At 66.3% G+C, this 24,505-nt stretch carries 21 protein-coding genes and 1 pseudogene; 9 read left to right on the top strand and 13 right to left on the bottom strand.

Translation table 11 applies throughout. The annotated features are described in order from the left end of the window. Positions 1–55 precede the first annotated feature (55 nt). The gene (gene hisS, locus SPYCW_RS00545) at positions 56–1,354 is read right to left on the bottom strand and encodes a histidine--tRNA ligase (protein ID WP_120215145.1); all 1,299 of its coding nucleotides are present in this window, start codon (positions 1,352–1,354) and stop codon (positions 56–58) included. Between the two features lie 107 nt (positions 1,355–1,461). On the opposite strand from hisS, the gene SPYCW_RS00540 reads away from it, so the two are divergent. Both SPYCW_RS00540 and ppa read left to right on the top strand, forming a co-directional pair. Beyond that, entirely contained in the window at positions 1,462–3,387 is a 1,926-nt protein-coding gene (locus SPYCW_RS00540; protein WP_120215143.1) for a M61 family metallopeptidase, read from the top strand. Between the two features lie 214 nt (positions 3,388–3,601). Beyond that, the gene (gene ppa / locus SPYCW_RS00535) at positions 3,602–4,138 is read left to right on the top strand and encodes an inorganic diphosphatase (RefSeq protein ID WP_077031702.1); all 537 of its coding nucleotides are present in this window, start codon (positions 3,602–3,604) and stop codon (positions 4,136–4,138) included. 47 nt (positions 4,139–4,185) lie between these two features. On the opposite strand, the gene SPYCW_RS00530 is transcribed toward ppa, so the two are convergent. From SPYCW_RS00530 to SPYCW_RS00515, 4 genes are all read right to left on the bottom strand, one after another. Beyond that, positions 4,186–5,142 (bottom strand): mechanosensitive ion channel family protein, encoded by a 957-nt coding sequence (locus tag SPYCW_RS00530; protein WP_232014773.1) that lies wholly within the window; start codon positions 5,140–5,142, stop codon positions 4,186–4,188. Continuing rightward, positions 5,139–6,332: a cystathionine beta-lyase gene (gene metC, locus SPYCW_RS00525; protein ID WP_120215141.1), complete on the bottom strand. Its 1,194-nt coding sequence runs from the start codon at positions 6,330–6,332 to the stop codon at positions 5,139–5,141. Before metC ends, SPYCW_RS00530 begins: the two co-directional genes overlap by 4 nt. Before the next feature lie 242 nt (positions 6,333–6,574). Next, entirely contained in the window at positions 6,575–7,417 is an 843-nt protein-coding gene (sseA, locus tag SPYCW_RS00520; protein ID WP_120215140.1) for a 3-mercaptopyruvate sulfurtransferase, read from the bottom strand. Between the two features lie 183 nt (positions 7,418–7,600). Next, the gene (locus tag SPYCW_RS00515) at positions 7,601–8,926 is read right to left on the bottom strand and encodes a hypothetical protein (protein ID WP_120218016.1); all 1,326 of its coding nucleotides are present in this window, start codon (positions 8,924–8,926) and stop codon (positions 7,601–7,603) included. Between the two features lie 111 nt (positions 8,927–9,037). On the opposite strand from SPYCW_RS00515, the gene queF reads away from it, so the two are divergent. Together queF and SPYCW_RS00505 are read left to right on the top strand one after the other, a co-directional pair. Then, positions 9,038–9,508 carry a preQ(1) synthase gene (gene queF, locus SPYCW_RS00510; protein ID WP_120215138.1) on the top strand — a complete coding sequence of 157 codons (471 nt, stop codon included), beginning with the start codon at positions 9,038–9,040 and terminating at the stop codon, positions 9,506–9,508. Positions 9,509–9,553: 45 nt separating this feature from the next. Further along, the gene (locus SPYCW_RS00505) at positions 9,554–9,964 is read left to right on the top strand and encodes an acyl-CoA thioesterase (protein ID WP_120215136.1); all 411 of its coding nucleotides are present in this window, start codon (positions 9,554–9,556) and stop codon (positions 9,962–9,964) included. A 170-nt stretch (positions 9,965–10,134) separates the two neighbouring features. Here SPYCW_RS00505 and SPYCW_RS00500 read toward each other — a convergent pair whose 3' ends face one another. The 8 genes and pseudogenes from SPYCW_RS00500 to hflK all read right to left on the bottom strand — a co-directional run bounded on the left by SPYCW_RS00500 (position 10,135) and on the right by hflK (position 18,862). After that, positions 10,135–10,584, bottom strand: a complete 450-nt coding sequence (locus SPYCW_RS00500; RefSeq protein ID WP_120215135.1) for a GFA family protein — start codon at positions 10,582–10,584, stop codon at positions 10,135–10,137. 16 nt (positions 10,585–10,600) lie between these two features. Next, entirely contained in the window at positions 10,601–11,887 is a 1,287-nt protein-coding gene (locus tag SPYCW_RS00495) for a cytochrome P450 (protein ID WP_120215134.1), read from the bottom strand. A gap of 249 nt (positions 11,888–12,136) precedes the next feature. Next, positions 12,137–12,589, bottom strand: coding sequence for a globin (locus SPYCW_RS00490; protein ID WP_120215133.1), 453 nt, complete (start codon positions 12,587–12,589; stop codon positions 12,137–12,139). After that, positions 12,586–14,181 carry a helicase HerA-like domain-containing protein gene (locus tag SPYCW_RS00485; RefSeq protein ID WP_443029456.1) on the bottom strand — a complete coding sequence of 532 codons (1,596 nt, stop codon included), beginning with the start codon at positions 14,179–14,181 and terminating at the stop codon, positions 12,586–12,588. Before SPYCW_RS00485 ends, SPYCW_RS00490 begins: the two co-directional genes overlap by 4 nt. 556 nt (positions 14,182–14,737) lie before the next feature. After that, positions 14,738–15,105 (bottom strand): annotated as a pseudogene (locus tag SPYCW_RS00480) (VOC family protein). A gap of 118 nt (positions 15,106–15,223) precedes the next feature. Beyond that, positions 15,224–16,717 carry a trypsin-like peptidase domain-containing protein gene (locus tag SPYCW_RS00475; protein ID WP_120215132.1) on the bottom strand — a complete coding sequence of 498 codons (1,494 nt, stop codon included), beginning with the start codon at positions 16,715–16,717 and terminating at the stop codon, positions 15,224–15,226. Positions 16,718–16,844: 127 nt separating this feature from the next. Further along, positions 16,845–17,696: a protease modulator HflC gene (gene hflC / locus SPYCW_RS00470; RefSeq protein ID WP_120218014.1), complete on the bottom strand. Its 852-nt coding sequence runs from the start codon at positions 17,694–17,696 to the stop codon at positions 16,845–16,847. Then, positions 17,696–18,862, bottom strand: a complete 1,167-nt coding sequence (gene hflK, locus SPYCW_RS00465; RefSeq protein ID WP_120215131.1) for a protease modulator HflK — start codon at positions 18,860–18,862, stop codon at positions 17,696–17,698. Before hflK ends, hflC begins: the two co-directional genes overlap by 1 nt. Before the next feature lie 91 nt (positions 18,863–18,953). Between hflK and SPYCW_RS00460 the strand changes: the two genes are divergently transcribed. The 5 genes from SPYCW_RS00460 to hemH all read left to right on the top strand — a co-directional run bounded on the left by SPYCW_RS00460 (position 18,954) and on the right by hemH (position 24,436). Next, positions 18,954–19,943 (top strand): Mrp/NBP35 family ATP-binding protein, encoded by a 990-nt coding sequence (locus tag SPYCW_RS00460; protein ID WP_120215130.1) that lies wholly within the window; start codon positions 18,954–18,956, stop codon positions 19,941–19,943. Beyond that, entirely contained in the window at positions 19,943–20,365 is a 423-nt protein-coding gene (locus SPYCW_RS00455; RefSeq protein WP_120215129.1) for a CoA-binding protein, read from the top strand. Before SPYCW_RS00460 ends, SPYCW_RS00455 begins: the two co-directional genes overlap by 1 nt. Beyond that, positions 20,362–20,958 (top strand): hypothetical protein, encoded by a 597-nt coding sequence (locus SPYCW_RS00450; RefSeq protein WP_120215128.1) that lies wholly within the window; start codon positions 20,362–20,364, stop codon positions 20,956–20,958. The genes SPYCW_RS00455 and SPYCW_RS00450 overlap by 4 nt, the downstream gene beginning before the upstream one ends. A 197-nt stretch (positions 20,959–21,155) precedes the next feature. Then, positions 21,156–23,444, top strand: a complete 2,289-nt coding sequence (locus SPYCW_RS00445) for a xanthine dehydrogenase family protein molybdopterin-binding subunit (protein ID WP_120215127.1) — start codon at positions 21,156–21,158, stop codon at positions 23,442–23,444. Next, a complete protein-coding gene (hemH, locus tag SPYCW_RS00440; RefSeq protein WP_120215126.1) occupies positions 23,441–24,436 on the top strand; it encodes a ferrochelatase in 996 nt (331 codons plus the stop codon). Before SPYCW_RS00445 ends, hemH begins: the two co-directional genes overlap by 4 nt. Positions 24,437–24,505 lie beyond the last annotated feature (69 nt).

Below are 24,505 nucleotides of genomic sequence, written 5' to 3'. Positions count from 1 at the left end.
ATAACCGCCGGCATCGTCTGGACCCCGGATCAAGTCCGGGGTGACGAGGTGGGGGCTACTTCTTGTCGTCGTCACCTTCCAGTTCCGAATATTCTGACGGCAGCTTCCCCAGTATCTCCAGCAATCGGCTCGTCCCTTCATCACCCTTTCGCGTCACTTCCGTGAGGTGGAGACGGCGATTGGGCCTCTCATCCTCGCGAACGTAAAGGAGTGCACCGACGCCTTGCGCCTTGGCCTTTTCAGCCTGCTTCTTGCTGTTTCCCTTGAAGACCGAAAGCACCGGTTGGCCAGCCGAACGAAGATGCTGTTCAATTCTACGCGCTTCCTCAAGGCGGCTCGGATTGTCCGCGATAACGGCAATCACTTCATCGCTAGAGTATTCTTCGAGCAACATCGCCAACCGCTCGATCCCCGCCGCCCAACCAACCGCCGCGGTCGGCGGGCCGCCGAGCGCCTCGATCAACCCGTCGTAACGCCCGCCGCCCAGCACCGTGCCCTGCGCGCCCAGCCGGTCGGTGACGAATTCGAACGCGGTGTGGCGATAATAATCGAGCCCGCGCACCAGCCGCGCATTGCGTTCCCACGCGACGCCCGCCGCATCCAGTCCCGCGGTCACCGCGCCAAAGAAATCCTGCGCTTCGCTCGTCAGAAACGCGTCGATGTCGGGTGCGCTGTCGGCAATGGGCCGGTCCTTCGGATCCTTGCTGTCCAAAATGCGCAGCGGGTTCTTGTCGAGCCGCGCTAGACTGTCCTCCGACAGCGCGCCGCGATGGCTTTCGAAATGCTCGACCAGCGCCGCGCGCCACGCATCGCGGCTCGCCGCATCGCCCAGCGTGTTGAGTGTCAAGGTCACGCCCTCACTGATCCCCAATTCCTTGAGCAGCTGATCCGCGAACACCAGCAGCTCGGCATCGGAGAGCGGACTATCGCTGCCCAGCACTTCGGCATCCAGCTGGTGAAACTGGCGATAACGCCCCTTCTGCGGGCGCTCGTAACGAAATAGCGGGCCATGGGTCGCGACCTTCAGCGGTGCATATTGCTGCCATCCGTTGGTGATATAGGCCCGCGCGATCCCCGCGGTGAATTCGGGGCGCAGCGTGATCGACTCGCCGCCGCGATCCTCGAACGAATACATTTCTTTAGACACCACGTCGGTTGTCTCGCCCAGCGAGCGCGCGAATACCGCGGTCGGTTCGATCACCGGCACCTCGATCCGCTTGTAGCCATACAGCCGCCGCACCCGTTCGAACGTCTCGACCACATGCGCGAAACGGTCGGCGAAATCGCCCAGCATGTCCTGCGTGCCGCGCACCGGCTGCGGGGTCGGGATCTTGGCGGATTTGTCCTTGCTCATGGGCGCGGCGTCTAATCGATTTTCGCGGAGGCGCAAAGTCCCCTCTCCCGCCGGGAGAAGACTGTCCACGTCTGGACCTCACGCCCATTTCCCGCCACAACCCGTCCATGAAAAAACAACTGCTCGTCGCAACCGCCCTGATCGCCGCCATCCCTGCCGCCTTCGCGCAAACCGGCAACAGCCGCCCGCAACCGGTCGTCCAGCCGCATGTCGTCCCGCTGCCCGCCGACAAACCCTATCCCGGCACGATGCAGCTCAAGGTCGATGCGACAGACGTCGCGCGCGGCATCTTTCGCGTGCGCCAGACGATCCCGGTCGCCAAGCCCGGCAAGCTGACCCTGCTCTATCCCGAATGGCTGCCCGGCAAGCATGCGCCGCGCGGCGCGATCGCCGAAATGGCGGGGTTCAAACCGAGCGCGGGCGGCAAGCCGCTGAGTTGGACACGCCAGCCGACCGATGTCTATGCGTTCGACGTCGATGTGCCCGCCGGGGTCAAGAGCATCGACGTTACGTTCGATTTCCTGTCGCCGACGCGCAGCAGCGAGGGCCGCGTCGTCGTCACCCCGGCGATGATGAACCTGCAATGGGAACAGGTCAGCCTCTACCCGGCCGGCTATTTCACGCGACAGATTCCGGTGCAGCTGGAGGTGACCTTGCCCGACGGGTGGACCGGCGCCGCGGCGCTCGACGGTCTGAAAATCAGTGGCAACCGCTACAGCTTTGCCCCGACCAATTATGAAGTGCTGGTCGACAGCCCGATGTTCGCCGGGCGCCATTTCCGCAAATGGGACCTGGGGCAGAATGTCACGCTGAACGTCGTCGCCGATGAGGCGAAATATCTCGACGCCCGCCCCGACCATATCGCGCGTCACGCGGCGCTGGTGTCCGAAACCGTCGCGCTGTTCGGGTCGCGCCCGTTCGACCGTTATGAATTCCTGCTCGCGCTGACCGACGAACTCGGCGGGATCGGGCTGGAACATCACCGCAGCAGCGAAAACAGCCGCAGCCCCGACTATTTCACCCAATGGGACGAGAATGACCATATCCGCGGCCTGCTGCCGCACGAACTCGTCCACAGCTGGAACGGCAAATATCGCCGTCCCGATAAATTATGGACCCCCGATTTCCGTACCCCGATGCAGGGCAATCTGCTGTGGGTGTACGAAGGTCAGACGAGCTATTGGGACCTCGTCCTCGCCGGCCGATCGGGGATGCAGTCAAAGGATATGGTGCTCGCCGAATGGGCGACGCACGCGGGCTTTTACAGCGTCCAGCCGGGGCGCGAATGGCGCGCGGTCGAGGATACGACGCTCGACCCAGTCATCGCGGCGCGCAAGCCCAAGCCTTTCGCCAGCTGGGCACGCGGCGAGGATTATTACAATGAGGGATCGCTGACCTGGCTCGAGGCTGACCTGCTGATCCGCCAGGCCACCAACGACGCCAAAAGCCTCGACGATTTCGCGCGCGCCTTTTTCGGCGGGCGCGAGGGTGATTGGGGACAGCACGCCTATGATTTTGACGATGTCGTCGCGGCGCTGAACGCGGTGCATCCCCATGACTGGGCGGGTTTCCTGCGCCAGCGGTTGCAGATGCCCGGACAGGTCGCCCCCGTCGCCGGGATCGAGCGCGCCGGATACCGGCTGGCGTGGCGCGACGCGCCCAATGTGTACGACCGCGACCGCATGGCGCAGGCGAAGAATTACGACCTCACCCATTCGCTGGGGATGACGATCGACAAGGACGGCATTGCGGGCGCGATCCTGTGGGACAGTCCCGCGTTCAAGGCCGACATCGTCAATGGCACCAAAATCGTCGCCGTGGATGGCACGAGCTACAGCAAAGACCGGCTGGAGGCCGCGATCCGCGCCGCCACCGACGGCAAGACGCCGGTGCGGCTGCTCGTCGAACGCGGCGGGCGCTATCGCCAGATCGATCTTGCCTATCATGGCGGGCTCCGCTGGCCGCACCTCGAAAAGGTTGGCAGCGGGCCGGACTGGTTCGACCGACTGCTGGCGCCGAGGCGGCAGCTCTAACTCCCCTCCCGCCCGCGGGAGGGGCAGCGAGACTTGCCAGCTTGCTGGCTAGTCGCAGCGGGGTGGGCAGGCGCAGCATCGCTTGCTCGCTACGCTCGCGCCCACCCCTAACCCCTCCCGCAAGCGGGAGGGGAACCAAGCTCTCACCTTCCCTCCCTCGCCCTCAGGGTCTAAGGCGCCCGGCGAATCAAAACCAAAAGGACTCCACTCTCCCATGCGCATCGACCTGATCCCCGCCGGCGACAGCCCGCCCGACAGCCTGAACGTCCTGATCGAGGTGCCGATTGGGGGCGAGCCTGTGAAGTACGAGTTCGACAAGGCGTCGGGCGCGCTGTTCGTCGATCGCTTCCTCCACACCCCGATGCGCTATCCTGCCAATTACGGCTTCGTCCCGCACACGCTGGGCGAGGATGGCGATCCGCTCGACGCGCTCGTCGTCGCGCGCTCGCCGATCGTCGCCGGCGCCGTCGTCAAGTGCCGCCCGATTGGCGTGCTGCTGATGGAAGACGATGCCGGCGGCGACGAGAAACTGCTGTGCGTTCCGGTCAACAAGACCTTCCCCTATTATGCCGATGTCGCGAGCTACACCGACATGCCGCCGATCGTGCTGCAACAGATCGAGCATTTCTTCACCCATTACAAAGATCTCGAACCCGGCAAATGGGCGAAGCTCAACGGTTGGGGCGATGTCGACGAAGCGAAGCGCATCATCGTCGAATGCGTCGAGCGCGCGAAGAAGGTCGGGTTTTAGATATAACCGTCGCCCCCGCGAAGGCGGGGGTCGCTCTCGGCGTTACGCTAGGCTGCTGGCGGCCCCCGCCTGCGCGGGGGCGACGATTGTTCGTCGTCGTCCGCCAACATCCGCACATCGGTCCGCGGATAGGGTATCCGAATCCCCGCTTCCTGGAACCGGTCCCAGATCCCCAGGAACACCTCGCCCTGGATATTGCCCAGCCCCGCTTCGGGATCGGAAATCCAGATGCGCAGTTCATGCTCGACGGCGCGTTCACCGAATGCGGTGATCCACACCGCCGGTTCGGGTTCGTCCAGGATGCGTGGGTTCGCCTTCGCCGTCTCGACGATCAGGCGCTGCGCCAGCCGCAGGTCGGCGTCATACGGCACCGGAATCCGCATCCGCACCCGCACCTCGGGGCTGGCGTAGCTCCAGTTTTCGACCGCCTGCGTCATCAGCAGCTCGTTCGGGATCAGGTGCTTTTTCCCGTCGCGGGTCACGACATTGACCGCGCGCACCCCGATCTTGGCGACGCGCCCGACATTGGGCATCCCGCCCGGCAACGTCGATCCGCCCATGCTGCTGCCATCGCCGACGACCAGCACGTCGCCGGGCTTGATCGACCGGTCCATCAACAGGATGATCCCGGCGATCAGGTTACCGACGGTTTTCTGCAACCCGAACCCGATCGCGAGGCCCGCAGCGCCCGAAAACACCGCCAGCGCGGTCAGATCGATGCCGAGCAGGTCGATGCCGAACAGCATCGCAAAGACGAACAGCGCAATCGCGATCAGCTTTTCGGTAAGAAGCCGCTGCGTCTGGTCGATGTGGGTGTTGCGGCGGAGCAGCCATTTGGTCGCGCGCAGCACGATCTTGACCGCGAGATACAGCAGGATGGCGACAACGACGGTCGAAAACAGGCTGTAGAGCGACAGGCGGTACGCGCCGACGTCGAGCCCGATCGCCTTCATCGCGATCACCATCCCGTCGAAGCCCTCGCGCAGATTGGCCGCGGCGCTCATAGCGCGGCGAATCCGCGGGTCAGGTCGGCGATCAGGTCGGTGGGGTCTTCGAGCCCGATCGACAGCCGCACCAGCGGGTCGGGGTCGGTCCATTCAGTCGCGGTGCGAATCGGGTTGCCCGGCACGACCAGGCTTTCATAACCGCCCCAGCTGAACCCGATGCCGAACAGCGCCAGCGCATCGATAAAGCGCGCCCGCGCCGCCGTGTCGGCATCCTTCAGGGTGAAGCCGAACAGCCCGCTCGTTCCGCCAAAGTCGCGCGACCAGATTGCATGACCGGGATCGCTGGCCAGCGCCGGGTGGAGGACGCGGCCGACTTCTGGCCGCGCGGCGAGCCAGTTCGCGACCGCCAGCCCGTTCGCACCGTGGCGGGCCATCCGCACGTCGAGTGTGCGCAGCCCGCGCAGCATCAGCGCGCAATCGTCGGGCGAGACCGCCTGCCCCAGCTGATACGCCGCGCTGCGCAGCCGCGGCCATACCGCTTTCGTCGCGGTCAGCGATCCCATCATCGCGTCGCTGTGGCCGCCGACATATTTGGTCAGGCTCATCATCGTCACATCGACCCCGTGCGCCAATGCGGGGAACAGCAACGGCGTCGCCCAGGTGTTGTCGAGCATTGTCAGCACCCCGCGCTCGCGCGCGACCGCCGTAATCGCGGGAATATCCTGCACCTCAAAGGTCAGGCTGCCGGGCGATTCGAGAAAGATCAGTTTCGTTTCCGGCCGGAACAGATCGGCGATGCCCGCACCGACCAGCGGGTCATAATAGGTCGTCGTCACCCCGTAGCGCGCGAGCAGCCCGTCACAAAAGGCGCGCGTCGGCTCATAAGCGCTGTCGACCATCAGCAGATGGTCGCCGGGCGCGAGCAGTGCGAGCAACCCCACCGAATTGGCCGCAACGCCCGAGGGATAGAGCAACGTCCCCGCCGCTCCCGGCTCCATATCGGTCAGCGCATCGGCGAGCGCCCACACCGTCGGGGTGCCGCGGCGACCGTAATACAGCTTGTCGTGCGTCGCATGTCCGCGCGCGTCGAGGTCGGCGATATTGTCGTAAAGGATCGTCGAGGCGCGCCACACCGGCGGATTGACCACGCCGCCGCCCAGCCGCGGATCCCCCGTCCACTCGGGCCGCCGCCCGCCCTGCACCAACCGGGTGGCGGGGCGGAGGCTCTCGTCGTCGCTTTTGCTCATCGCGCCTTGTTAGCGGAGCACCGAGCAAAATCCAGTGGCTGGGAAACACGCCCGCGCAGCGGGCCATTCATTATCTCACACAAAGCCTGTCCTGAGCGCCTGCAAGGCAGTCGAAGGGACACAAAGAGGGCGGTTCATTCGCAAACCGTGCGCGAATGAATCGCCCTCTTTGTGTCTTTGTGTGAGTGAAAATGGCGCTACGCGCGGGGGACTGAGCCGCCCCCCGCGTCACGCCGCCCGACTCAAGCGGCGCCGGTTGCCTTCGGTGTCGCCGGGTCGGCGCCCCATTCGGTCCAGCTGCCGTCATACACCGCGACATCGTCCTTGCCGAGCAGGTGCGCGCCGAATGCCACAACGGTTGCGGTCATGCCGCTGCCGCAGGTCGCAACGAGCGGCTTGTCGAGGTCGATTCCCGCGGCGTCGAACGCCGCCTGCAAATCATCGCCACGCTTCCACGTGCCGTCGGCGTTGAACAGCGCGCTGTGCGGCAAGCTGCGCGAGCCCGGGATATGCCCCGGCGCCACGCCCGGACGCGGATCGCGCTCTTCGCCGGTGAACCGCGCCGCGGGGCGCGCATCGACGACCTGTTCGGCGCCGCTGTCGACATTCGCCAGCATCTGATCCTTGGTTCGCACCGCCTTGGCATCGCGCCACACGGTGAAATGACGGTGGCGCAGCGTCTGCTTGCCCATTTCCAGCGCGCGGCCCTCAGCCTTCCATTTGGCAAGCCCGCCGTCGAGCAGCGCAACATCATGCGCGCCGAACAGTTTGAGCAGCCACCACGCGCGCGCCGCGCTTTTCAGCGGGCTATCGTCGTACAGTACGATGCGGCTGCCATCACCCAGTCCCAGCGATTGCATGCGGCTGGCGAATTTTTCGGCGGGCGGCGCCATATTGTCGACGGCGTTCGACGCGTCGGTCAGCTCGGCCAGGTCCATGAATACCGCGCCCGGGATATGCCCCGCCTCATATTCGCCGCGCGCATCGCGGCCCGCGTCGTCCATGAATTTCGTCGCGTCGACGACCCGCAGGTCCGACGCCCCCAGTTCGCGTTCCAGCCAGTCGGTTGAGACCAAGGCGTCCATGTCATGCTCCTGTTGCGACCGATCGGAACTTTACCCGTCCCTTCGCCGGTCATCCTGCGCCGTTCTTTCCGGGGAGGCCAAGCCTATGCCCCGCCGTGCTCTTTTTCAAGCACGGTGGCGCTGTGCCTCAGCCCATGCTGCGCTGCAACAATAATTCGCGGTTCGCCACCGCGTCGCGCGATTCTATTGGGCGCGCTTGATCGCGGTCGCACGCGCACCCGGCGCATCGACCTGATAGGATGGGCGGTCGAGCGGCAACGGCGCCAGCTTGTCGCTCGCCCCCGTCCCCTGTTCGCGGCCCAGCACGAAACTCCCGGCATTCTGGCCGAAAGCCTCACCCTCGCCATCCCAATGATAGGTGACGTCGAACGCGATCACCGGCACCAGCATCGGTTTGCCGCCGATCATCAGCGGTTCGATCGCGGCGCGCGGCAGCATGACTTCGGTCGACAATTCCTCGCCCGCCCCGGCATCGAGCGTCATATCATCGCGCAGCACGCTGCCCCCCGCCCCGTCAAAGAAACGGCTCAGCACCGGCTCGGGCATCGCCGAGCCCTGGTTGAGCGCGATGCGGACCATCAGGCCGGTCGCGGGCATGATGCCCTGGTTGATCAGGTGGAGCGAGAAAGCGACCACGACATGATCGGGGGCAAAGCGGATGCCGCGAATATCGAGCGCCATGCCGACCACCGCGCGGCGTTCGCCCGCGGCGCGATTGACCAGCGGCGACGCGGGGCGTGGCGTCGGCGGCGCGGGAACGCGCTCCGGCGTCGGCGTCGGCGCGGGCGGCGTCGCGGCGCGCGGCGCGGGCCGCGGGGGGACCGGACGCGGCGCGTCGGCGACGGCATCGTCAACCCGGCCCGCCAGCGCCGGACGGCGGCGCCAGTACCAAAGCCCGGCGCCCAGCGCGGCGAGCACCGCGAGCGCCCAGGCCCACAGCGGCGTGTCCGACGACCCTCCATCGGGCGCCGCGACGGCTGCGGTATCGTCGGCTTCGGGCGCGGCCGCGAGTGGCGGTGCCGCAACCTCGGGGACCGTCGTTTGCAGCGGCGGCAGGTCGGCGGCGCCCTGCCTCGGCGAATCGGGCACCGCATCCGCAGTCGCGGGCGGCACCTGCGCCGTCTGTGCGGGTGCGGGTGCCGGGTCGCGCCGGGCCGGAGCCGGGGCGGGCGATGCCCCTGTCGTCGTGGTCGGTTGGGTCGGGGTCACGCGCGGCGGGGTCGCGGGCGCGGTCTGCGTCGGCGCGGGTGCGGGCGTCGGGGCTGGCGACGGGGCGCGATTGTCGTTGGGGCCAACCGGCGGCAGGCCGTTGTCCGACGGACCCTGCACCCCGGGGGTCCGGCCGTCATTGGCGGGCGGCAGGCGAAAGATCGACGATGGCGCCGGGGTCGGCGCGGGCGATTCGGTCTGCTGCGCGGCGATCGGCGCCGCTGCACCGACCGCGATCATCGCAGCCGCCAGCGGCAAAGCCGCCTGCCACCGTCCCTGCCGAAATTTCCGCACCGTCATTGAAATGTCCGCGATCCCAAACTGCTGATATGCTAGCGGCGCCACTGAATCGGCGCTGAACCGGGCCATCCACGGGATGACAGCGGCCGCGCGCGTCCCTAGATGGTTTCGATGACCGATTCTACCCCCGCGCCGCTCGCGCCGAAACATCTTGGCCAGTCGAGCGACCTTCCTGCCGCACCCGAAGCGGCGATTCTCGACTATGTGCCGAACCCGCGCGCGGGCGAGCTTTATCTGGTCCGATTCGCCGCGCCCGAATTCACTTCGCTCTGTCCGGTCACCGGCCAGCCCGATTTCGCGCATCTCGTCATCGACTATGCCCCCGGCGAAACGATCGTCGAATCGAAAAGCCTGAAGCTGTTCCTCGGCTCGTTCCGCAACCATGCCGGCTTCCACGAGGATTGCACGGTGGGCATCGGGCGCCGCCTCTTCGACGAAATGCAGCCGCGCTGGCTGCGCATCGGCGGCTATTGGTATCCGCGCGGCGGCATCCCGATCGACGTCTTCTGGCAGTCGGGACCGCCGCCCTCGGGCCTGTGGCTGCCCGATCAGGGCGTTGCCCCTTATCGCGGGCGGGGATGATTATTCATCTTTCCGTCACAAAATATTGACATTAGTGTCAGCGATATGACCGCCGCCTCGCTCCCGCACGACCACGCCATCGCCGTCGGTTCCGACCAGATCGATTTCATGGGCCACGTCAACAACGCCCATTATCTCAGCTGGGTTCAGGAAGCGGTGCTGTCGCACTGGCGCCACATCGCGCCGCCCGAAGCGGTGGCGCAGCATCTGTGGGTCGCGCTGAAGCACGAGATCACTTACCGCCGCCCCGCCTTCCTCGACGACCAGGTCATCGCGACCGTCATCCTCGAAAAGGTCCAGGGCGCGCGCGCCTTTTACGAAACGATCATCAAGCGCGGCGAGGACGTGCTGGCCGAGGTCAAATCGAGCTGGTGCTGCATCGACGCCCAGACGCTGCGCCCGGCGCGCCTCGCAAGCGATGTCATCGCGCGGTTTTTTCCGGGCGAGAAGATTTAGGACCCCGCACATCTGCCTTGGTGGAAAGCGGACATCCAGTTCTCGTCATGCTGAACTTGTTTCAGCATCCATAGCCCGGCCTCTCATCCAGCGCTGCGCCAGACGGAAACGGCAGGCCATGGCCCTGAGCCAAGTTCAGGGTGACGATTGGAAACGAGGCTGGCTGTTAGTCAGCTGCCCCCGACAAGCTCTGCCCATTCCTCTGCCGTTCTCGGTTGCTCGTCCATGCTTTTGACGCCCTCTGGAATGATGATCCAACTTTGCTTGCTACGCACCCACAAATGCGCGACGGGAATGATGTCGGCGCTCAAATCCAGCGTCCCGCATCGCAGCGACGCAAAGCCCGGCCGCGTACTGTTCTCGGCAAAGATGCGCGCCTTGCACACGCTGCATCCCCAAATCGACGAAGCCGCTCCGCTGGGCTGCGTGAACACCCCCTCGTCGAGCTCGCCTTCGATGCTAAGGTCCGGCCGCGCAAACAACATATGCTCGCTAAACGCGCTGCCTGTGCGCGACTGACAGTCGGTGCAATGGCACGCGTAGGGCAGGAAACGAAACCCCTCCTTCAAAGTGTAACGCACGGCGCCGCACAGGCACCCACCGGTCAACTCTCCCTTCATGCCCCCGCTCCCTCGGTCACGCCGCCGCAAACCGGATCGGCAGCCGCTTCAGCCCGCCGACAAACACCGACTCCACCCGCGCCGGTTCACCCGTCAGTTCCAGCGATTTGATCCGCGGCAGCAATTCCTCCATCAAGATCCGCATCTCCATCCGCGCCAGATGCTGGCCCAGGCACACATGCGCCCCGAAACCAAAGGCGATCTGCTGATTCTTCTCGCGATCGGGATTGAACGCAAACGGATCGCCAAACACCTCTTCGTCGCGGTTGGCCGACACATAGTTGAGCATCAGCCAGTCGCCCTCGCGGATCGTCTGCCCGCCGATCTCGACATCTTCCCTGGCGCTGCGCATGAAATGCTGGACCGGGGTGGTCCAGCGGATCGCTTCCTCGATCAACCCCGCCTTGTCGGTCTCGGCGTCGCGAAAGCGCTCGAACAACGCGGGGTTCTTCGCCAGCTCCATGATCGCCCCCGCGGTCGAAGCGCTGGTCGTGTCGTGCCCCGCGGTCGCGACGATCATATAATAGCCCGACATTTCGCGATCGGGGATCTGCTCGCCGTTGATCGTCGCATTGGCGATCACCGTCGCGATATCCTCGCGCGGGTTGGCGCGCCGCTCGGCGGTCAGCGCGCCAAAGTAATTTTCGAAATCGGCGATGACATAGTTGAGCATCGCGATCGCCTGCTCGGCGCTGGTGATCGCCTCGCGGCTGCGGTTCAGTTCGGGGTCGGTCGGGCCGAACAATTGCTGCGTCAGCATCAGCATCCGCGGCTCGTCTTCGGGCGGCACCCCCAAAATGTCCATGATGACGCGCAGCGGATAGTGCGCCGCGACGTCGCGGGCAAAATCGCATTCCCCGCCCGCTGCCAGCATCTGGTCGACGGTTTCGCGGGCGATCTGCCGGATGCGATCTTCAACGATCTTCAGGTTTTTCGGCATGAACCAGCTCTGCGTCAGCAGCCGGCATTTCATATGGTCGGGCGCGTCCATCTGGACCAGCGAGCGGATCAGGTGGCCGTCATTGTTCGGGGTCGCGGCGCGCGCCAGCGCCTCGCCGTCGCGGTTGGTCAGCACCGTCGGGCGGATGCCGTTCGCAAAACGCTGCGGATCGCGGCTGATCGCCATGATGTCGGCGTGGCGGGTAACGAGCCAGAAGGGGTCGTGGTCATGGTTCTCCGCGACCGCCAGCGGCGCATTGGCGCGCGCCCAGGCGAGCTGCTCGTGCAGCGCTTCCCACTGGCCGTATGCGACGGGGTCGACGACGGCGGCGGCTACCTCTCCAGGCAATATCGGTTTTGTCATGAAACTTATGCTGCCGCGATTCGGGGGGCTTGTCGAGGGGGCAAGCGCCGGAAGCCCCTTCCCCCTTGATGGGGGAAGGATACGCAGCCTTATCGCGAAGCGATTAGGCGAAGTTGGATGGGGGTGACGGTGCGTCCGTGCACTGTCGCTTCCGGTCGAGAGCACACCCCCACCGCTGCAACTAGCGAACAAGTTCGCAAGTTTCGCTGCCTCCCCCATCAAGGGGGAGGAAGAAGAGGCAATGCGGCGCTATTCCGCAACCGCGGGCGCGCCCGCTGGCATCGCGCTGGCCCATTCGGCGCGGGCCTTGCGGATCATCGCCTTTAGCGCGTCGGCATGGCGCTGCCATGCGGCGGTGGTGTGCGCGCTCCACGCATCGCCGGCTGCGGCGCCCAGTTCGGCCACCGTCATATCGATAAAGGCATCATATTCGGCGATCGGCAGCGCGCCATAGCTGCGGTGGGTGAACACCAGTTCGGCGACCAGCGGCCACACCCAGGTCTCGCCCTGCGCCAGCCCCAGCATCATCTGCAACGTCTCGTCGGTCATCCGCCGCGATGCGGCGTCGACCGAAATGAAGCTGGCGCGACGCTCGGGATAGGCGGCGAAGAAGCGCTCGAACAGCGGAATGCGAATGTCGATGCCCGCGTCGGCGACGGCGATCAGGCTCGCCTCCATCGTCGCGGCATCGGCCTCACTCACTTGAACAAGCTGCCCAAAATCCCGCGCATCAGCTGGCCGCCCAGCTTGCCCGCAACCTGCCGCCCGATGCTTGTCGCCGCCGAACGCGCCGCCGACTGCACCATTTTCTCGGTCATCGACGGCTTCGCCGCCTCGCGCGCCGCCGCCTTTTCCAGCCGCAGCCGCTCGCGTTCTTCGGCGGCCTTCACCTTCGCCGCTTCCTTGGCGGCAATCGCCGCCTGCTTGTCGGCCTCGGCCTGCGCCTTGGCCTCGATCGCCGCGGCCTGCGCCTGCTCGGCCTTGGCGGCGAGCAGCTCTTCGGCGCTTTCGCGGTCAACGACGGTGTCATATTTGCCCTCGACCGGCGAGATCGACTTGATGATCGCGCGCTCCTTGGCATCGAGCGGCCCGGCGCGCGAGCAGGGCGGCTTGATCAGCGTACGCTCGACCGGGGACGGCGCGCCGTCGGGCATCAACAGCGACACCAAGGCTTCGCCGACCTTCAGCTCGGTGATCTCGCGGGCGACATCGACCTTGGGATTGGGGCGAAAGGTGTCGGCGGCGGCCTTCACCGCCTTCTGGTCGCGCGGGGTGAAGGCGCGCAGCGCGTGCTGGACGCGATTGCCGAGCTGACCCGCGACATCTTCGGGAATGTCGATCGGGTTTTGCGTCACGAAATACACCCCGACGCCCTTCGAGCGGATCAGGCGCACGACCTGTTCGATCTTTTCGGTCAGCGCGGGCGGCGCGTCGTCGAACAACAGATGCGCCTCGTCAAAAAAGAACACGAGCTTGGGTTTGTCGGGGTCGCCGATTTCGGGCAGCGTCTCGAACATTTCGGACAGCAGCCAGAGCAGGAAGGTCGCATAGAGCTTCGGGCTCGCCATCAGCTTGTCGGCGGCGAGGATATTGACATAGCCGCGGCCGTTGTCGTCGCAGCGGATCATGTCGTGAATGTCGAGCGCGGGTTCGCCAAAGAAATGCGCGCCGCCTTGGCTTTCGAGCGTCAGCAACTGGCGCTGGATCGTGCCGACGGTCGCCTTCGACACATTGCCATATTTGGTCGTCAGCTCGTCGGCATTCTCCGCGCACCAGGCGAGCATCGCCTGCAAATCGCCGAGGTCGAGCAGCAGCAGATTCTGTTCGTCGGCAACACGGAACGCGATCGCGAGCACGCCCTCCTGAACTTCGTTGAGCCCCATCAGCCGCGCGAGCAGCAGCGGTCCCATTTCCGAAATCGTCGTGCGAATGGGATGCCCCTGTTCGCCGAACAGGTCCCAGAAGATCACCGGATTGTCGCGATACGCCCATTCGCTGTCGCCAATCTCGGCCGCGCGCGCGGCAAAGATGTCGTGCAGCTTCGACATCGGGCTCCCCGCCATCGCCATCCCGGCGAGGTCGCCCTTCACATCGGCGACGAACACCGGGACGCCGACCGCCGAGAACCCCTCGGCCAGCCCCTGCAAGGTCACCGTCTTGCCCGTCCCCGTCGCCCCGGCGATCAGCCCGTGCCGGTTCGCGCGTTTCAGCACCAGCGACTGCCGCGGCCCGTCCGCCGCGCCGCCGCCGCCAAGGCCGATATAGATTTCACTCGCCGTGCTGCCGTCGCTCACCCGCTGTCCTCCATTTTTGGTCCGTTCAAAGGTCTAGAATGGCATGGCAGGTCAGGCAATCGCCAAACGGGTGCACGCGCCGATGCGAAACGGCGCGAGAATCGCGCGAAGCAAATAATTCGCAGCCGCTGATCCGCCCCGTGGCGCAGCCATGGGGAGATGGCAGCGCGAAGCGCTGACGGAGGGGCAATGGCGCTGCCGTCGCTAAGCCCCTCCACCATCCCCGCTTTCGCCGGGACGGTCCCCCTCCCCATCGCTACGCGACAGGGAGGACGTTCTCTTCCTCGTCACCGCGGATCCCGGATCAAGTCCGGGATGACGATGGTCTGGAAACGACCGATGGCGGATATAGCCGATCCTCCCCCACCGGGGGAGGGGGACCACCCGAAGGGTGGTGGAGGGGCACAGGCGGTTTACGTGGCGCCGGACAAAAGCACTCCTTCAACGGCGACCGTTCGGCGGTGCACTATCGCACCGGCCAGGCAAACCTATGGTCCCCCTCCCCGTGCCGGGGAGGACCGGCACCGTCCGCTCCCCACCCCAAAACCGCCGCCCATCACCCCATGATGAACGCGTTCAGCTTGTTCCCATCCGGATCGCGGAAATAGCCCGCGTAAAAGCCATCGCCGCGCGGTCCCGGCGGGCCTTCGCAGGTGCCGCCATTGGCGAGCGCAATGTCGTAGAGGCGCTGGACCTGATCCTTGTCCTTCGCCTCCAGCGCCACCATCACACCATTGCCGACGCTCGCGGCATTGCCGTCGAATGGCTTGGTGAGCCCGATGCCCGCCGCGCCGCCCGGCTTGCCCCAGGCGATGAAGGTGTCGAATTCCATCATCCGCGGGGTGTCCAGCTCGGCGGCGATCGCGTCATAAAAACCGCGGCTTTCGCCAGGTCGTTCGTTCCCAGCGTTACATAACCGATCATTGCCATCTCCCGATTCGGATTTAGGAGAACAAAATAAGAACATAATCTCCATCTTGTCAAGCAAAAAGGGCGCCGGATCCGCGATCCGACGCCCTTTTTTGACCGCAGAACGCGCGTCTTACTTGACGCGCACCGCGATGAACGCCGACGGATTGCCGCGGCGCAAAATCTCCAGCAGCACCGCGTCGCGCCCGGCGCGCTTGGCATCGGCCACCGCCTTCGCCAACGCGTCGCTGGTCGCCACCGGCACCCGGTTGGCGCTCAGGATCACGTCGCCGCGGCGCAGCCCCTTGCGCCCCGCATCGCTGTTCGCCGACGCGGCGCCGATCACCAGCCCCTTGGTCCCGGCATCGACCCCGACCGCGCGCGCGATGTCGGGGGTGACGACCTGCACCGCCAGCCCGAGCGATTCCTGGATCGCCTTGTCGGCCGCGCCGGTCGCATCTTCCGGCATCGTCTGTTCTTCTTCGGGGTCGAAATTGGTTCCGGCCAGCTCTTCCTCGGGCGGACGGGTGCCGACCAGCACGTTCAGCGTCATCGGCTTGCCGTCGCGGATGATCTCGAGCGGGATGCGCGTCCCCGGCTTGGTGTTCGACACGATGTACGACAGCGTCTGCTGCGGCGTGACCTCCTTGCCGTTGACCTTGGTCACCACGTCGCCGCGGCGCAGCCCGGCCTTTTCGCCCGCCTGCCCCGGTTCGATACGCTGGATGAACTCGCCGCGATCCTTGGGTAGGCCCAGCGCCGCCGCCAGATCCTCGTCGACCGGCGCGATGCCAATGCCGAGGTAACCGCGCTGCGGACGCTCGCCGGCGCGCAGCGCGTCGATTACGGGAATCGCCGCTTCGGCAGGGATCGCAAAGTTGACGCCGATGTTGGCGCCGACGGGCGAGATCAGCATGTTGTTGATGCCGACGACATTGCCCTGCAAATCGAACAGCGGGCCGCCCGAATTGCCGCGGTTGATCGCGGTATCGGTCTGGATATAGCGGTCATAGGCGCCGGTCTGGCCGATGCTGCGCTGCACCGCCGAGATGATCCCCGCGGTCACCGTCGAGCCGAGGCCGAGCGGGTTGCCGATCGCCACCACCCAATCGCCGACGCGCGCGCGGCTGCTGTCGGCGAATTTCACGAACGGCAGGCCGGTCGCGTTGATCTTGAGCAGCGCGAGGTCCGACGCGGCGTCGCGGCCGACGATCGTCGCCTTATACTCGCGCTGGTTGGTCAGCGTCACGGTGACTTCGTTCACCGCCTCGCCGCGCGGGCCGCCCGAAATCACATGGTTGTTGGTGACGATATAGCCGTCGGCCGAAATCAGGAATCCCGAACCGCCGCCCTGCTGTTCCTGCGTGATCGGCTCGCGCGTCCCGGCAAAGGGGTTGAGCCGGACGCCCAGCGTCACATTCTGCTTGGTCGAGATATTGACCACCGCGGGCTGCAATTGTTCGACCAGATCGGCAAAGCTTTCGGGCGCCCCCGACCGCGGCACGACCTTGGCGATTTCGCTCTGCTCATTCTGCGCGACCTGCGCGCCCACCGGCGATTGGGTGACCAGCGCCAGCGCGGTGCCACCCGCCAGCAAGGCCGAAGTGATGCCATAAACATAACGCACGATCGATAATCCTCTTCTCTTCGGAAAACTCACTACCCCGGCCGCGATGGTCTGCGGCGAGGCGGCTGAACGCCAATTGAACATGAACGGGCGCTTTCGGTTCCATTCACCGGCGCACCCGGCCCGATCAACCGCCGCTGAAACGCTTCAGATATTCATTGTCGGGCGACATGATGATCGACGTCCCGCCCTGGTTGTTCTCGCCCAGGAAGGTCTGGCGATAGCTCTGCATCGCGCGATAGAAATCATAGAATTCGGGATCCTTGCCAAAGCTGGCGGCATAGATGCGCGCGGCTTCACCATCGGCGTTACCGCGGATGATCTGCGCTTCCTTTTGCCCCTCGGCGCGGATCGCGGTGGCCTCCTGCTGACGCGCGGTGCGCATGCGGTTGTACGCCGCCTCCAGCGTCGCGCCTTCGGGCAGGTCGGCGCGCTTGATCCGCACGTCGATGACTTCGGCGCCGTATTTGTTCGCCTCGCGGTTCAGCGCGACCTGGATATTATCCATCACCGCGCCGCGCTCAGGCGACAGCAAGGTGGCAAAGGTGCGCTTGCCGAGCTCGTTGCGCAGCGACGAGCCCAGGATCGTTGCCAGCTGCTGCTGCAGCCGCTCCTCGGTGCGGATCGCGGTGTACATCCGTACCGGGTTGGTGATGCGAAAGCGCGCAAAGGCGTCGACCTGCAAGCGTTGCTGGTCGGTCGACAGCACCTGCTGGCGCTCCATGTTCACGCCCATGATGCGCTTGTCGATGTATTGGATGCCGTCGGTGAACGGAACACGCAGGACAAGGCCCGCGCCCGAGGCGCCGAAATCCTCGTTCGGCTTGTACCGGTTCACGGTGCGCTCGATCTCGCCGAAGCGCAGGATCAGCGCCTGCTTGTCCTCGGGGACGATCGCCAGCGACTGCGACAGGATGACGAGCAGCGCGACGATGCCGACGAGCAGGCGCACGGGGTTCTGGAGCAGCGAATTGAACATCATTCGCCTCCCTTCGTCGCCGCGGCCGGCGGGGTCGCCGCGATCCGTTTCTGCACCTCGTTGAGCGGCAGATAGGGGGTCACCCCGCGCGCTTCGACGACCGTCTTGTCGACGTTCGACAACACATTCTCCATCGTTTCATAATAAAGCCGCTTGCGGGTTACCCCCGGTGCCAGCCGATATTGTTCGTAAATCTGGTCAAACGCCGCGGTGTCGCCGCGGGCGCGCTCCAGCACCTGTTGCTGATAGGCGCGCGACAGGTTGATCGCCGATTCGCGCTCCTGAAGCGCCGCCGTCACTTCCTTGAATGCTTCGTCGACCTGGCTCGGCGGATCGGCCTGACGGATCGCGATGCCCTGGATCGACACCCCGGCGCGATACTGGTTGAGCAGCTCCTGCATGCGTTGCTGGACCTGCGCCTCGATCTCGACGCGGCCGGGGCCGATCGCATCGGTCAGGTTGAAATTGGCGACGGTGGCGCGCATCGCGCTTTCGGCGACCTCGCGGATCGTGCCCTCGGGATCGGCGAGCTGGAAAAAGAACAGCTCGGGGTCGCGCACCGACCAGCGCACTTCATACGCCAAGTCGACCAGGCTCTGGTCGCGGGTCAGCACGAAATTCTCGTCGGTCGCGTTGGGCGAACCGACCGGCATGGTGCGGATCGCGCGCACGTCCTCCAGCCGGATGCGCTCGATCGGCGCCGGCCAGGTAAATTTCACGCCCGGACCCACGGTGCGCGAATAGCTGCCGAGCCGGGTGACGACGCCCTCCTTTTCGGGCGGCACGATGTGGAACGACGAAAAGATCACCCACAGCACGACCGCGGCGAGGACGCCCCATTTCCAGAATTTCGCCGAATCGCCCAGATCGAACTGGCTGCCGCCGCCCGAACCGCCGCCGCCAAAACCGCCGCGGCCCTTGCGCAGCAGCTCGTCGAGCGCCGAGGGGCCGCGCGGCTTGCGGCCGCGATTGATATCGATCGGGTCGGGGGTGACCCACGGGTTACGCGGGCCGGGCTTTTTGCCGTCGCCCGAACCGTCACCGTCGCCGCCGCCCTTGGGGCCATTGCCCCACGGGCTGTTCGCCATCAGGCTGATCGCCTCGAAAAATTGCCGCAATCCCCTCGGGCTGCGGCGTCCGATATTGCCGTCGATTTTCTCGTTCATAACGCTTTTATAGGGGCGGCGCGCGCGATTAACAGGGGGTGCGCGCGAAAATGGCTGGCATTCGGGTGCGCGATGCCTATCTGCCGCGGACATGACCGACCACAGCACCGATCTCGCCCGCCTGTCCGATACCGCCGCCGCGCTCAGCGATGGCCGCACCTCGGGGCTGCGCCTGCTCGACGACAACGGATTGCTGGCGGTCGTGCTCGACGTGTCGGGGCTGGCGGCCGAGGACCGCAAGCCGCTCGAGGACAAGCTGCGCGCTGGCCTGCTCGCCGAGCCGGGGGTGAGCGAGGTCCGGATCGCGATGACTGCCGAACGCAAGGCGATGACGATCATTGCGGTCGGCAGCGGCAAGGGCGGGGTCGGCAAATCGACCCTCGCCGCGAACCTCGCGGTCGCGCTCCAGCGTCGGGGCGTCAAGGTCGGGCTGGTCGACGCCGACATCTATGGGCCGTCACAACCAAGATTGATGGACAGCGAAGGCGTCAAACCCGAAGCGCGCGGGTCGAAACTGGCCCCCGTTCCCAATGCCTATGGCGTCCCGATGCTGTCGACCGGTCAGATTGCGGCGCCGGGGCAGGCGATCGCGTGGCGCGGCCCGATGGCGGGGCGCGCGCTCGAACAGCTGGTCGATGCCAGCTGGGGCGACATCGACACGCTCGTCGTCGACCTGCCCCCCGGCACCGGCGACGTCCAGCTGACGATGATCCAGAAACACAAGCCCGCGGGCGCGGTGATCGTGTCGACGCCGCAGGATCTGGCGCTGATGGACGCAACGCGCGCGGTCAGCCTGTTCGAACAGGCCAATGTGCCGATCATCGGCCTCGTCGAAAACATGGCGGGCTACGCCTGCCCGCATTGCGGCGAGGTCAGCGAGCCGTTCGGCAGCGGCGGCGCCGAGGCGGCGGCGGCGACGATGGGCCTCGACTTCCTCGGCCGCATCCCGCTATCGATGGGCATCCGCCTCGCCAGCGACGGCGGGGTGCCGCCCACCGCCGGAACCGATCCCGCCGGTGAGCCATTCCATGCGATAGCGGCAAAGGTCGCGGCATGGCTCGACGCACGAAAGGGCAAATGATGGCGATCAACGACGAAAGCGAAATCCGCGACCTGCTCGGCCAGAAACGCCGCATTGCGGTAGTCGGCGCCTCGCCTAACCCGGCGCGCGCCTCGAACGTTGTGCTCGCCTTTCTGGTCGCACAAGGCCATGACGTGATCGCGGTCAACCCCGGCCATGCCGGCAAGACGATCCACGGCGCCCCCGTCGTCGCGACGCTGGCCGACGTCGAGCCCCCCGCCGAGGTCGTCGACATCTTCCGCAACAGCGACGACGCCGGCGCAGCGGTCGACGAAGCGATCGTCCACGGCGCGAAGGCGGTGTGGATGCAGCTCGGCGTCATCAACGACGCCGCGGCGAAGCGCGCCGATGCGGCGGGGCTGACCGTGGTGATGGACCGCTGCCCGAAGATCGAGATTCCGCGGCTGGGGTTGCTGAAGTGAAAACCACGCTGACCCTTGCCGCTGCCGTCGCGTTGACGGGCTGCGCGACAACCCCCGCCGCTAGCAATCTGCAGGATCAATTTTTCTCGGCGCTGACCGCGCATTGCGGCAAGGCCTATGCCGGCAAACTCGCCAGCAATCAGGATGCCGATGCCGATATGCGCGGCAGGGCGATGGTGATGCACGTCCGCGGCTGCACCCCTGACCGGATCGAAATCCCCTTTCATATCGAAGGACTTGGCCCGGACGGCGGCTGGGACCGTTCGCGCACCTGGGTCATCACCCGGACCACCACCGGCCTGCGCCTCAAACACGACCATCGCCACGCCGACGGCAGCAAGGACGAGCTGACGATGTACGGCGGCGACACCGCCGACGCCGGAACGGCGACGCGCCAGGCCTTTCCGGTCGATGCCGAATCGATCGCGCTGTTCACGCGGACGGGACGCAGCGTGTCGAACACCAACATCTGGTCGGTCGAAACGACCGCCGACGCCTTCACCTATGGCCTCAGCCGCGAAGGCCGCGATTTCCGCGTGACTTTCGATTACCGCCAGCCGGTCGCGCCACCACCGGCGCCCTGGGGTTGGTAACAATGATCCTCCCTGTGGCGAAGCCATGGGGAGGTGGCAGCGCGAAGCGTTGACGGAGGGGCAATGGCGCTAACGTCACGGCCCCTCCACCCCTTGCTTCGCAAGCGGTCCCCCTCCCCATGGCTTCGCCACAGGGAGGATGGCATTGCACCAAAAGCCTTTGCCACGCCGACTCCCCCCGCTTATCAGCATTACCGATGGTGGGCATTCGCGACACGGCTCTGAAAAACAAATCGCGCCTGCCGCAGGTCAGCCGCCGCCAGATGCTGGTCGGTGCCACCGCGGCGGGCGGGCTGGCGATCGCGTGGAGCCTGTGGCCGCGCGAATATCAAACGAACCTGACCGCCGCCCCCGACGAGCATGTCTTCAACGCCTTCCTCAAGATCGGCGACGATGGGCATGTCAGCGCGATCGTCCCGCAATGCGAGATGGGGCAAGGCGTCACGACGCTGCTGCCACAGATCATGGCCGACGAACTTGGTGCCGACTGGCGGACGATCGCGGTCGAAACCGCGCCGATCAGCCCGCTCTATACCAACACCTTGCTGGTCGACGAGGATAGCGGCCTGTTCATGCCGCGCACCGGCGTCCCCGATTTCGTCGCCGACGTGCGCGGCTGGGCGCGGCGCGAATGGGCGGTGCGTCACGCGGTGATGCTGACCGCCAACAGCTCGTCGGTGCGGATGTTCGAGGGGCCGTGCCGCGCCGCCGCGGCGCAGGCGCGGGCGCTGTTGATGATGGCCGCCGCGGCGCGCTGGGACGCCGATTGGGAGGATTGCGATACGCAGGATGGCTTCGTCATCCTCGGCAAGCAGAAACTGCGCTTTGGCGAAGTCGCCGCCGCCGCCGCGTTGCTCGAACCACCCGCCGAACCCGTCTATCGCGCCAGCAGCGGCGACCCGCTCTATGGCAAGGAACTGACGCGGCTCGACCTGCCCGCAAAGGTCGACGGGTCGGCGAACTATGCCGGCGATATCCGCCTTCCCGACATGGTATTCGCCGCGATCCGCCAGGGACCGGTCGGCGCGACCCGCCTCAAAAGCATCAACCGCAAGGCAGGCATGGCGGCGCCCGGTCTGCTCTATGTCGTTACCCATGACCGCTGGGTGGCGACCGTCGCGCGCAACTGGTGGGCGGCCAACCGCGCGCTCGACCGTTTTGCGCCGGTGTTCGAGACCGCGGGGACGCCCGTGTCGACCGACCGCATCGATGCCGCGCTCAAACAGGCCTTGAAGGACGGCGGTTATCGGATGTCGCACAAGGGTGACATCGCCGAAGCGATGACCGGGCGCAACCGCATCACCGCCGAATATGCGGTCGCGCCCGCGCTGCACGCCCCCATCGAGACGCGCAGCGCCACCGCTGCCCCCGACGGTGCGCGGCTGCGCGTCTGGGTCGCAACGCAGGCACCCGCGCAGTGCCGCGATGCGATCGCGGCGGCAACCGGACTGTCGCCCGGCGATGTGGTGCTGTTCCCGATGATGGCGGGCGGATCGTTCGACGCCTGCCTTGACCACAGCGTCGCGGTGCAGGCGGCGATCATCGCGTTGCAGATCAAACGCCCCGTCCAGCTGGCCTGGTCGCGCGCCGAAGAGATCATGCGCCTGCCGCCCCGCGCACCGGTGCGCGCCCGGATGAGCGCGACGCTGAACGCCGCGGGTGGGATCGACGCGCTGGTGACGCGGATCGCGGTGCCGCCGACCAACCACGAGGTCCGCGCCCGGCTGTTCGACAATGTCCCCGCCGACGTCGCCCAGCGCGCCGCGGTCGGCAGCGCCGACGCCGCTGCGGTCGAAGGCGCGGCAACCAGCTATGCCATCCCCCACCATGCGGTCGATCATTGCCCCGCCGACATCGGGCTGCCGACCGGGCGCTGGCGCGGCAATGCCGACAGCTACACCGCCTTTTTCACCGAATGTTTCGTCGATGAAATGGCCACGCGCGCCGGAACCGACGGCTTGTCCTATCGCATGGCGATGCTCGGCGACGCGCCGCTGCTCGCGCGCTGCCTGCTGACCGCGACCAGCCTCGGCGGCTGGGAAGGCGGCGTGTCGGGGACCGCGCAGGGGCTGGCGTGCCACAGCATGCGTGGCAGCCATATCGCGCTGATGGCGACCGCGCGGCAGAGCGACAAGGGCTTGCAGGTCGAACAATTGGTCGCGGTCGTCGACGCCGGGCGCCTCGTCAATCCGGCGGTCGCGCGGCAACAGATCGAGGGCGGGTTGATCTTCGGCCTCGCCGCCGCGGTCGGCGCGACCACCGATTATGCGGGCGGCGTCGCGACCGCGCGCAAGCTCGGCCAGCTTGGCCTGCCGGGCCTGTCGCAAACCCCGCAGATCCTCGTCGAATTCGTCGACAGTGACCGCGAACCCGGCGGCCTCGGCGAAATCGCCGTGCCCGTCGTCGCGCCCGCGATCGCCAATGCGATGTTCGCCGCGACCGGCCGCCGCATTCGCCGCCTGCCCCTCTCGGCGCAGCCCCTATGACCCCGCCCCCTGATCACCCGCCCGTCGCTGCGCCGTGCATCGGCGTGCTGCTCGTCAACCTCGGCACCCCCGATGCGCCCGATCCGCCCTCGGTGCGGCGCTATCTGGCCGAGTTTCTGTCCGACCGCCGCGTCGTCGAAATCCCGCAAATCCTGTGGCAACCGATCCTGCGCGGCATCATCCTGACCACCCGGCCAAAGAAATCGGCGCACGCCTATGCGCAGGTGTGGACCGACGAAGGCTCGCCGCTCGCCGCGATGACCCGCGCCCAGAGCGCCGCGTTGCAGGCGGCGTTCGGCGAAGATGTGCGGGTCGCTTATGCGATGCGCTATGGCAATCCCGCGATCGGCCCGGCGATCGACGCGCTGGCCGCGGCGGGATGCCAGCGCATCCTGATCGCACCGCTGTATCCGCAATATTGCGCCGCGACGACGGCTACGGTGGTCGACGCCGTGGGTAGCCACCTCAAAACGCTGCGCTGGCAACCCGCGCTACGCTACCTGCCGCCTTATCATGACGATCCCGCCTATATCGCCGCGCTGAAAGCATCGGTCGAGACGGGGCTCGCCGCGCTCGACTTCACCCCCGACGTGCTGCTCGCGAGCTTCCACGGTATGCCCGAGCGGACCTTGCACCTCGGCGATCCCTATCATTGCCAGTGCCGCAAGACCGCGCGGCTGCTGTCGGAAGCGATGGGGCGCCCGATCGAGGTCGCGTTCCAGTCGCGCTTCGGCCGCGCCAAATGGCTCGAGCCCGCGACCGACACCCAGCTCGAAGCGCTAGGCAAGGCCGGCAAAAGCGTCGCGATCTTTGCCCCGGGCTTTTCCGCCGACTGTCTCGAAACGCTCGAGGAACTCGCGATCCGCGGCAAGGAGCAGTTTGAAGCCGCAGGCGGAGCGCGTTTTGCCTATCTGCCCTGCCTGAATGCCGACGCTTCGGGCATGGCGATGCTCGAAGGGCTAATCCGCCGCGAACTCGCAGGCTGGCTATAGTTACCAACTGTTTAGGTCGATGCGCTAGATTGCTCCGACGCGGCACCGAAATGGTGCGGTCGCGGCAAT

This window comes from Sphingopyxis sp. EG6 (genome assembly GCF_003609815.1).
GTDB lineage: Bacteria > Pseudomonadota > Alphaproteobacteria > Sphingomonadales > Sphingomonadaceae > Sphingopyxis.
This window is presented reverse-complemented; position numbering and strand designations above follow the sequence as displayed.

Excerpts from the sequence above, each read along its gene's own strand:
- SPYCW_RS00500 (WP_120215135.1), bottom strand. The coding sequence starts at position 10,584 with ATGAAGGGAGAGTTGACCGGTGGGTGCCTGTGCGGCGCCGTGCGTTAC.
- hisS (WP_120215145.1), bottom strand. The coding sequence starts at position 1,354 with ATGAGCAAGGACAAATCCGCCAAGATCCCGACCCCGCAGCCGGTGCGC.
- SPYCW_RS00455 (WP_120215129.1), top strand. The coding sequence starts at position 19,943 with ATGGCGATCAACGACGAAAGCGAAATCCGCGACCTGCTCGGCCAGAAA.
- queF (WP_120215138.1), top strand. The coding sequence starts at position 9,038 with ATGACCGATTCTACCCCCGCGCCGCTCGCGCCGAAACATCTTGGCCAG.
- SPYCW_RS00460 (WP_120215130.1), top strand. The coding sequence starts at position 18,954 with ATGACCGACCACAGCACCGATCTCGCCCGCCTGTCCGATACCGCCGCC.
- metC (WP_120215141.1), bottom strand. The coding sequence starts at position 6,332 with ATGAGCAAAAGCGACGACGAGAGCCTCCGCCCCGCCACCCGGTTGGTG.
- SPYCW_RS00505 (WP_120215136.1), top strand. The coding sequence starts at position 9,554 with ATGACCGCCGCCTCGCTCCCGCACGACCACGCCATCGCCGTCGGTTCC.
- SPYCW_RS00540 (WP_120215143.1), top strand. The coding sequence starts at position 1,462 with ATGAAAAAACAACTGCTCGTCGCAACCGCCCTGATCGCCGCCATCCCT.
- sseA (WP_120215140.1), bottom strand. The coding sequence starts at position 7,417 with ATGGACGCCTTGGTCTCAACCGACTGGCTGGAACGCGAACTGGGGGCG.
- SPYCW_RS00530 (WP_232014773.1), bottom strand. The coding sequence starts at position 5,142 with ATGAGCGCCGCGGCCAATCTGCGCGAGGGCTTCGACGGGATGGTGATC.
- SPYCW_RS00495 (WP_120215134.1), bottom strand. The coding sequence starts at position 11,887 with ATGACAAAACCGATATTGCCTGGAGAGGTAGCCGCCGCCGTCGTCGAC.
- hflC (WP_120218014.1), bottom strand. The coding sequence starts at position 17,696 with ATGTTCAATTCGCTGCTCCAGAACCCCGTGCGCCTGCTCGTCGGCATC.
- hflK (WP_120215131.1), bottom strand. The coding sequence starts at position 18,862 with ATGAACGAGAAAATCGACGGCAATATCGGACGCCGCAGCCCGAGGGGA.
- hemH (WP_120215126.1), top strand. The coding sequence starts at position 23,441 with ATGACCCCGCCCCCTGATCACCCGCCCGTCGCTGCGCCGTGCATCGGC.
- SPYCW_RS00445 (WP_120215127.1), top strand. The coding sequence starts at position 21,156 with ATGGTGGGCATTCGCGACACGGCTCTGAAAAACAAATCGCGCCTGCCG.
- ppa (WP_077031702.1), top strand. The coding sequence starts at position 3,602 with ATGCGCATCGACCTGATCCCCGCCGGCGACAGCCCGCCCGACAGCCTG.
- SPYCW_RS00515 (WP_120218016.1), bottom strand. The coding sequence starts at position 8,926 with ATGACGGTGCGGAAATTTCGGCAGGGACGGTGGCAGGCGGCTTTGCCG.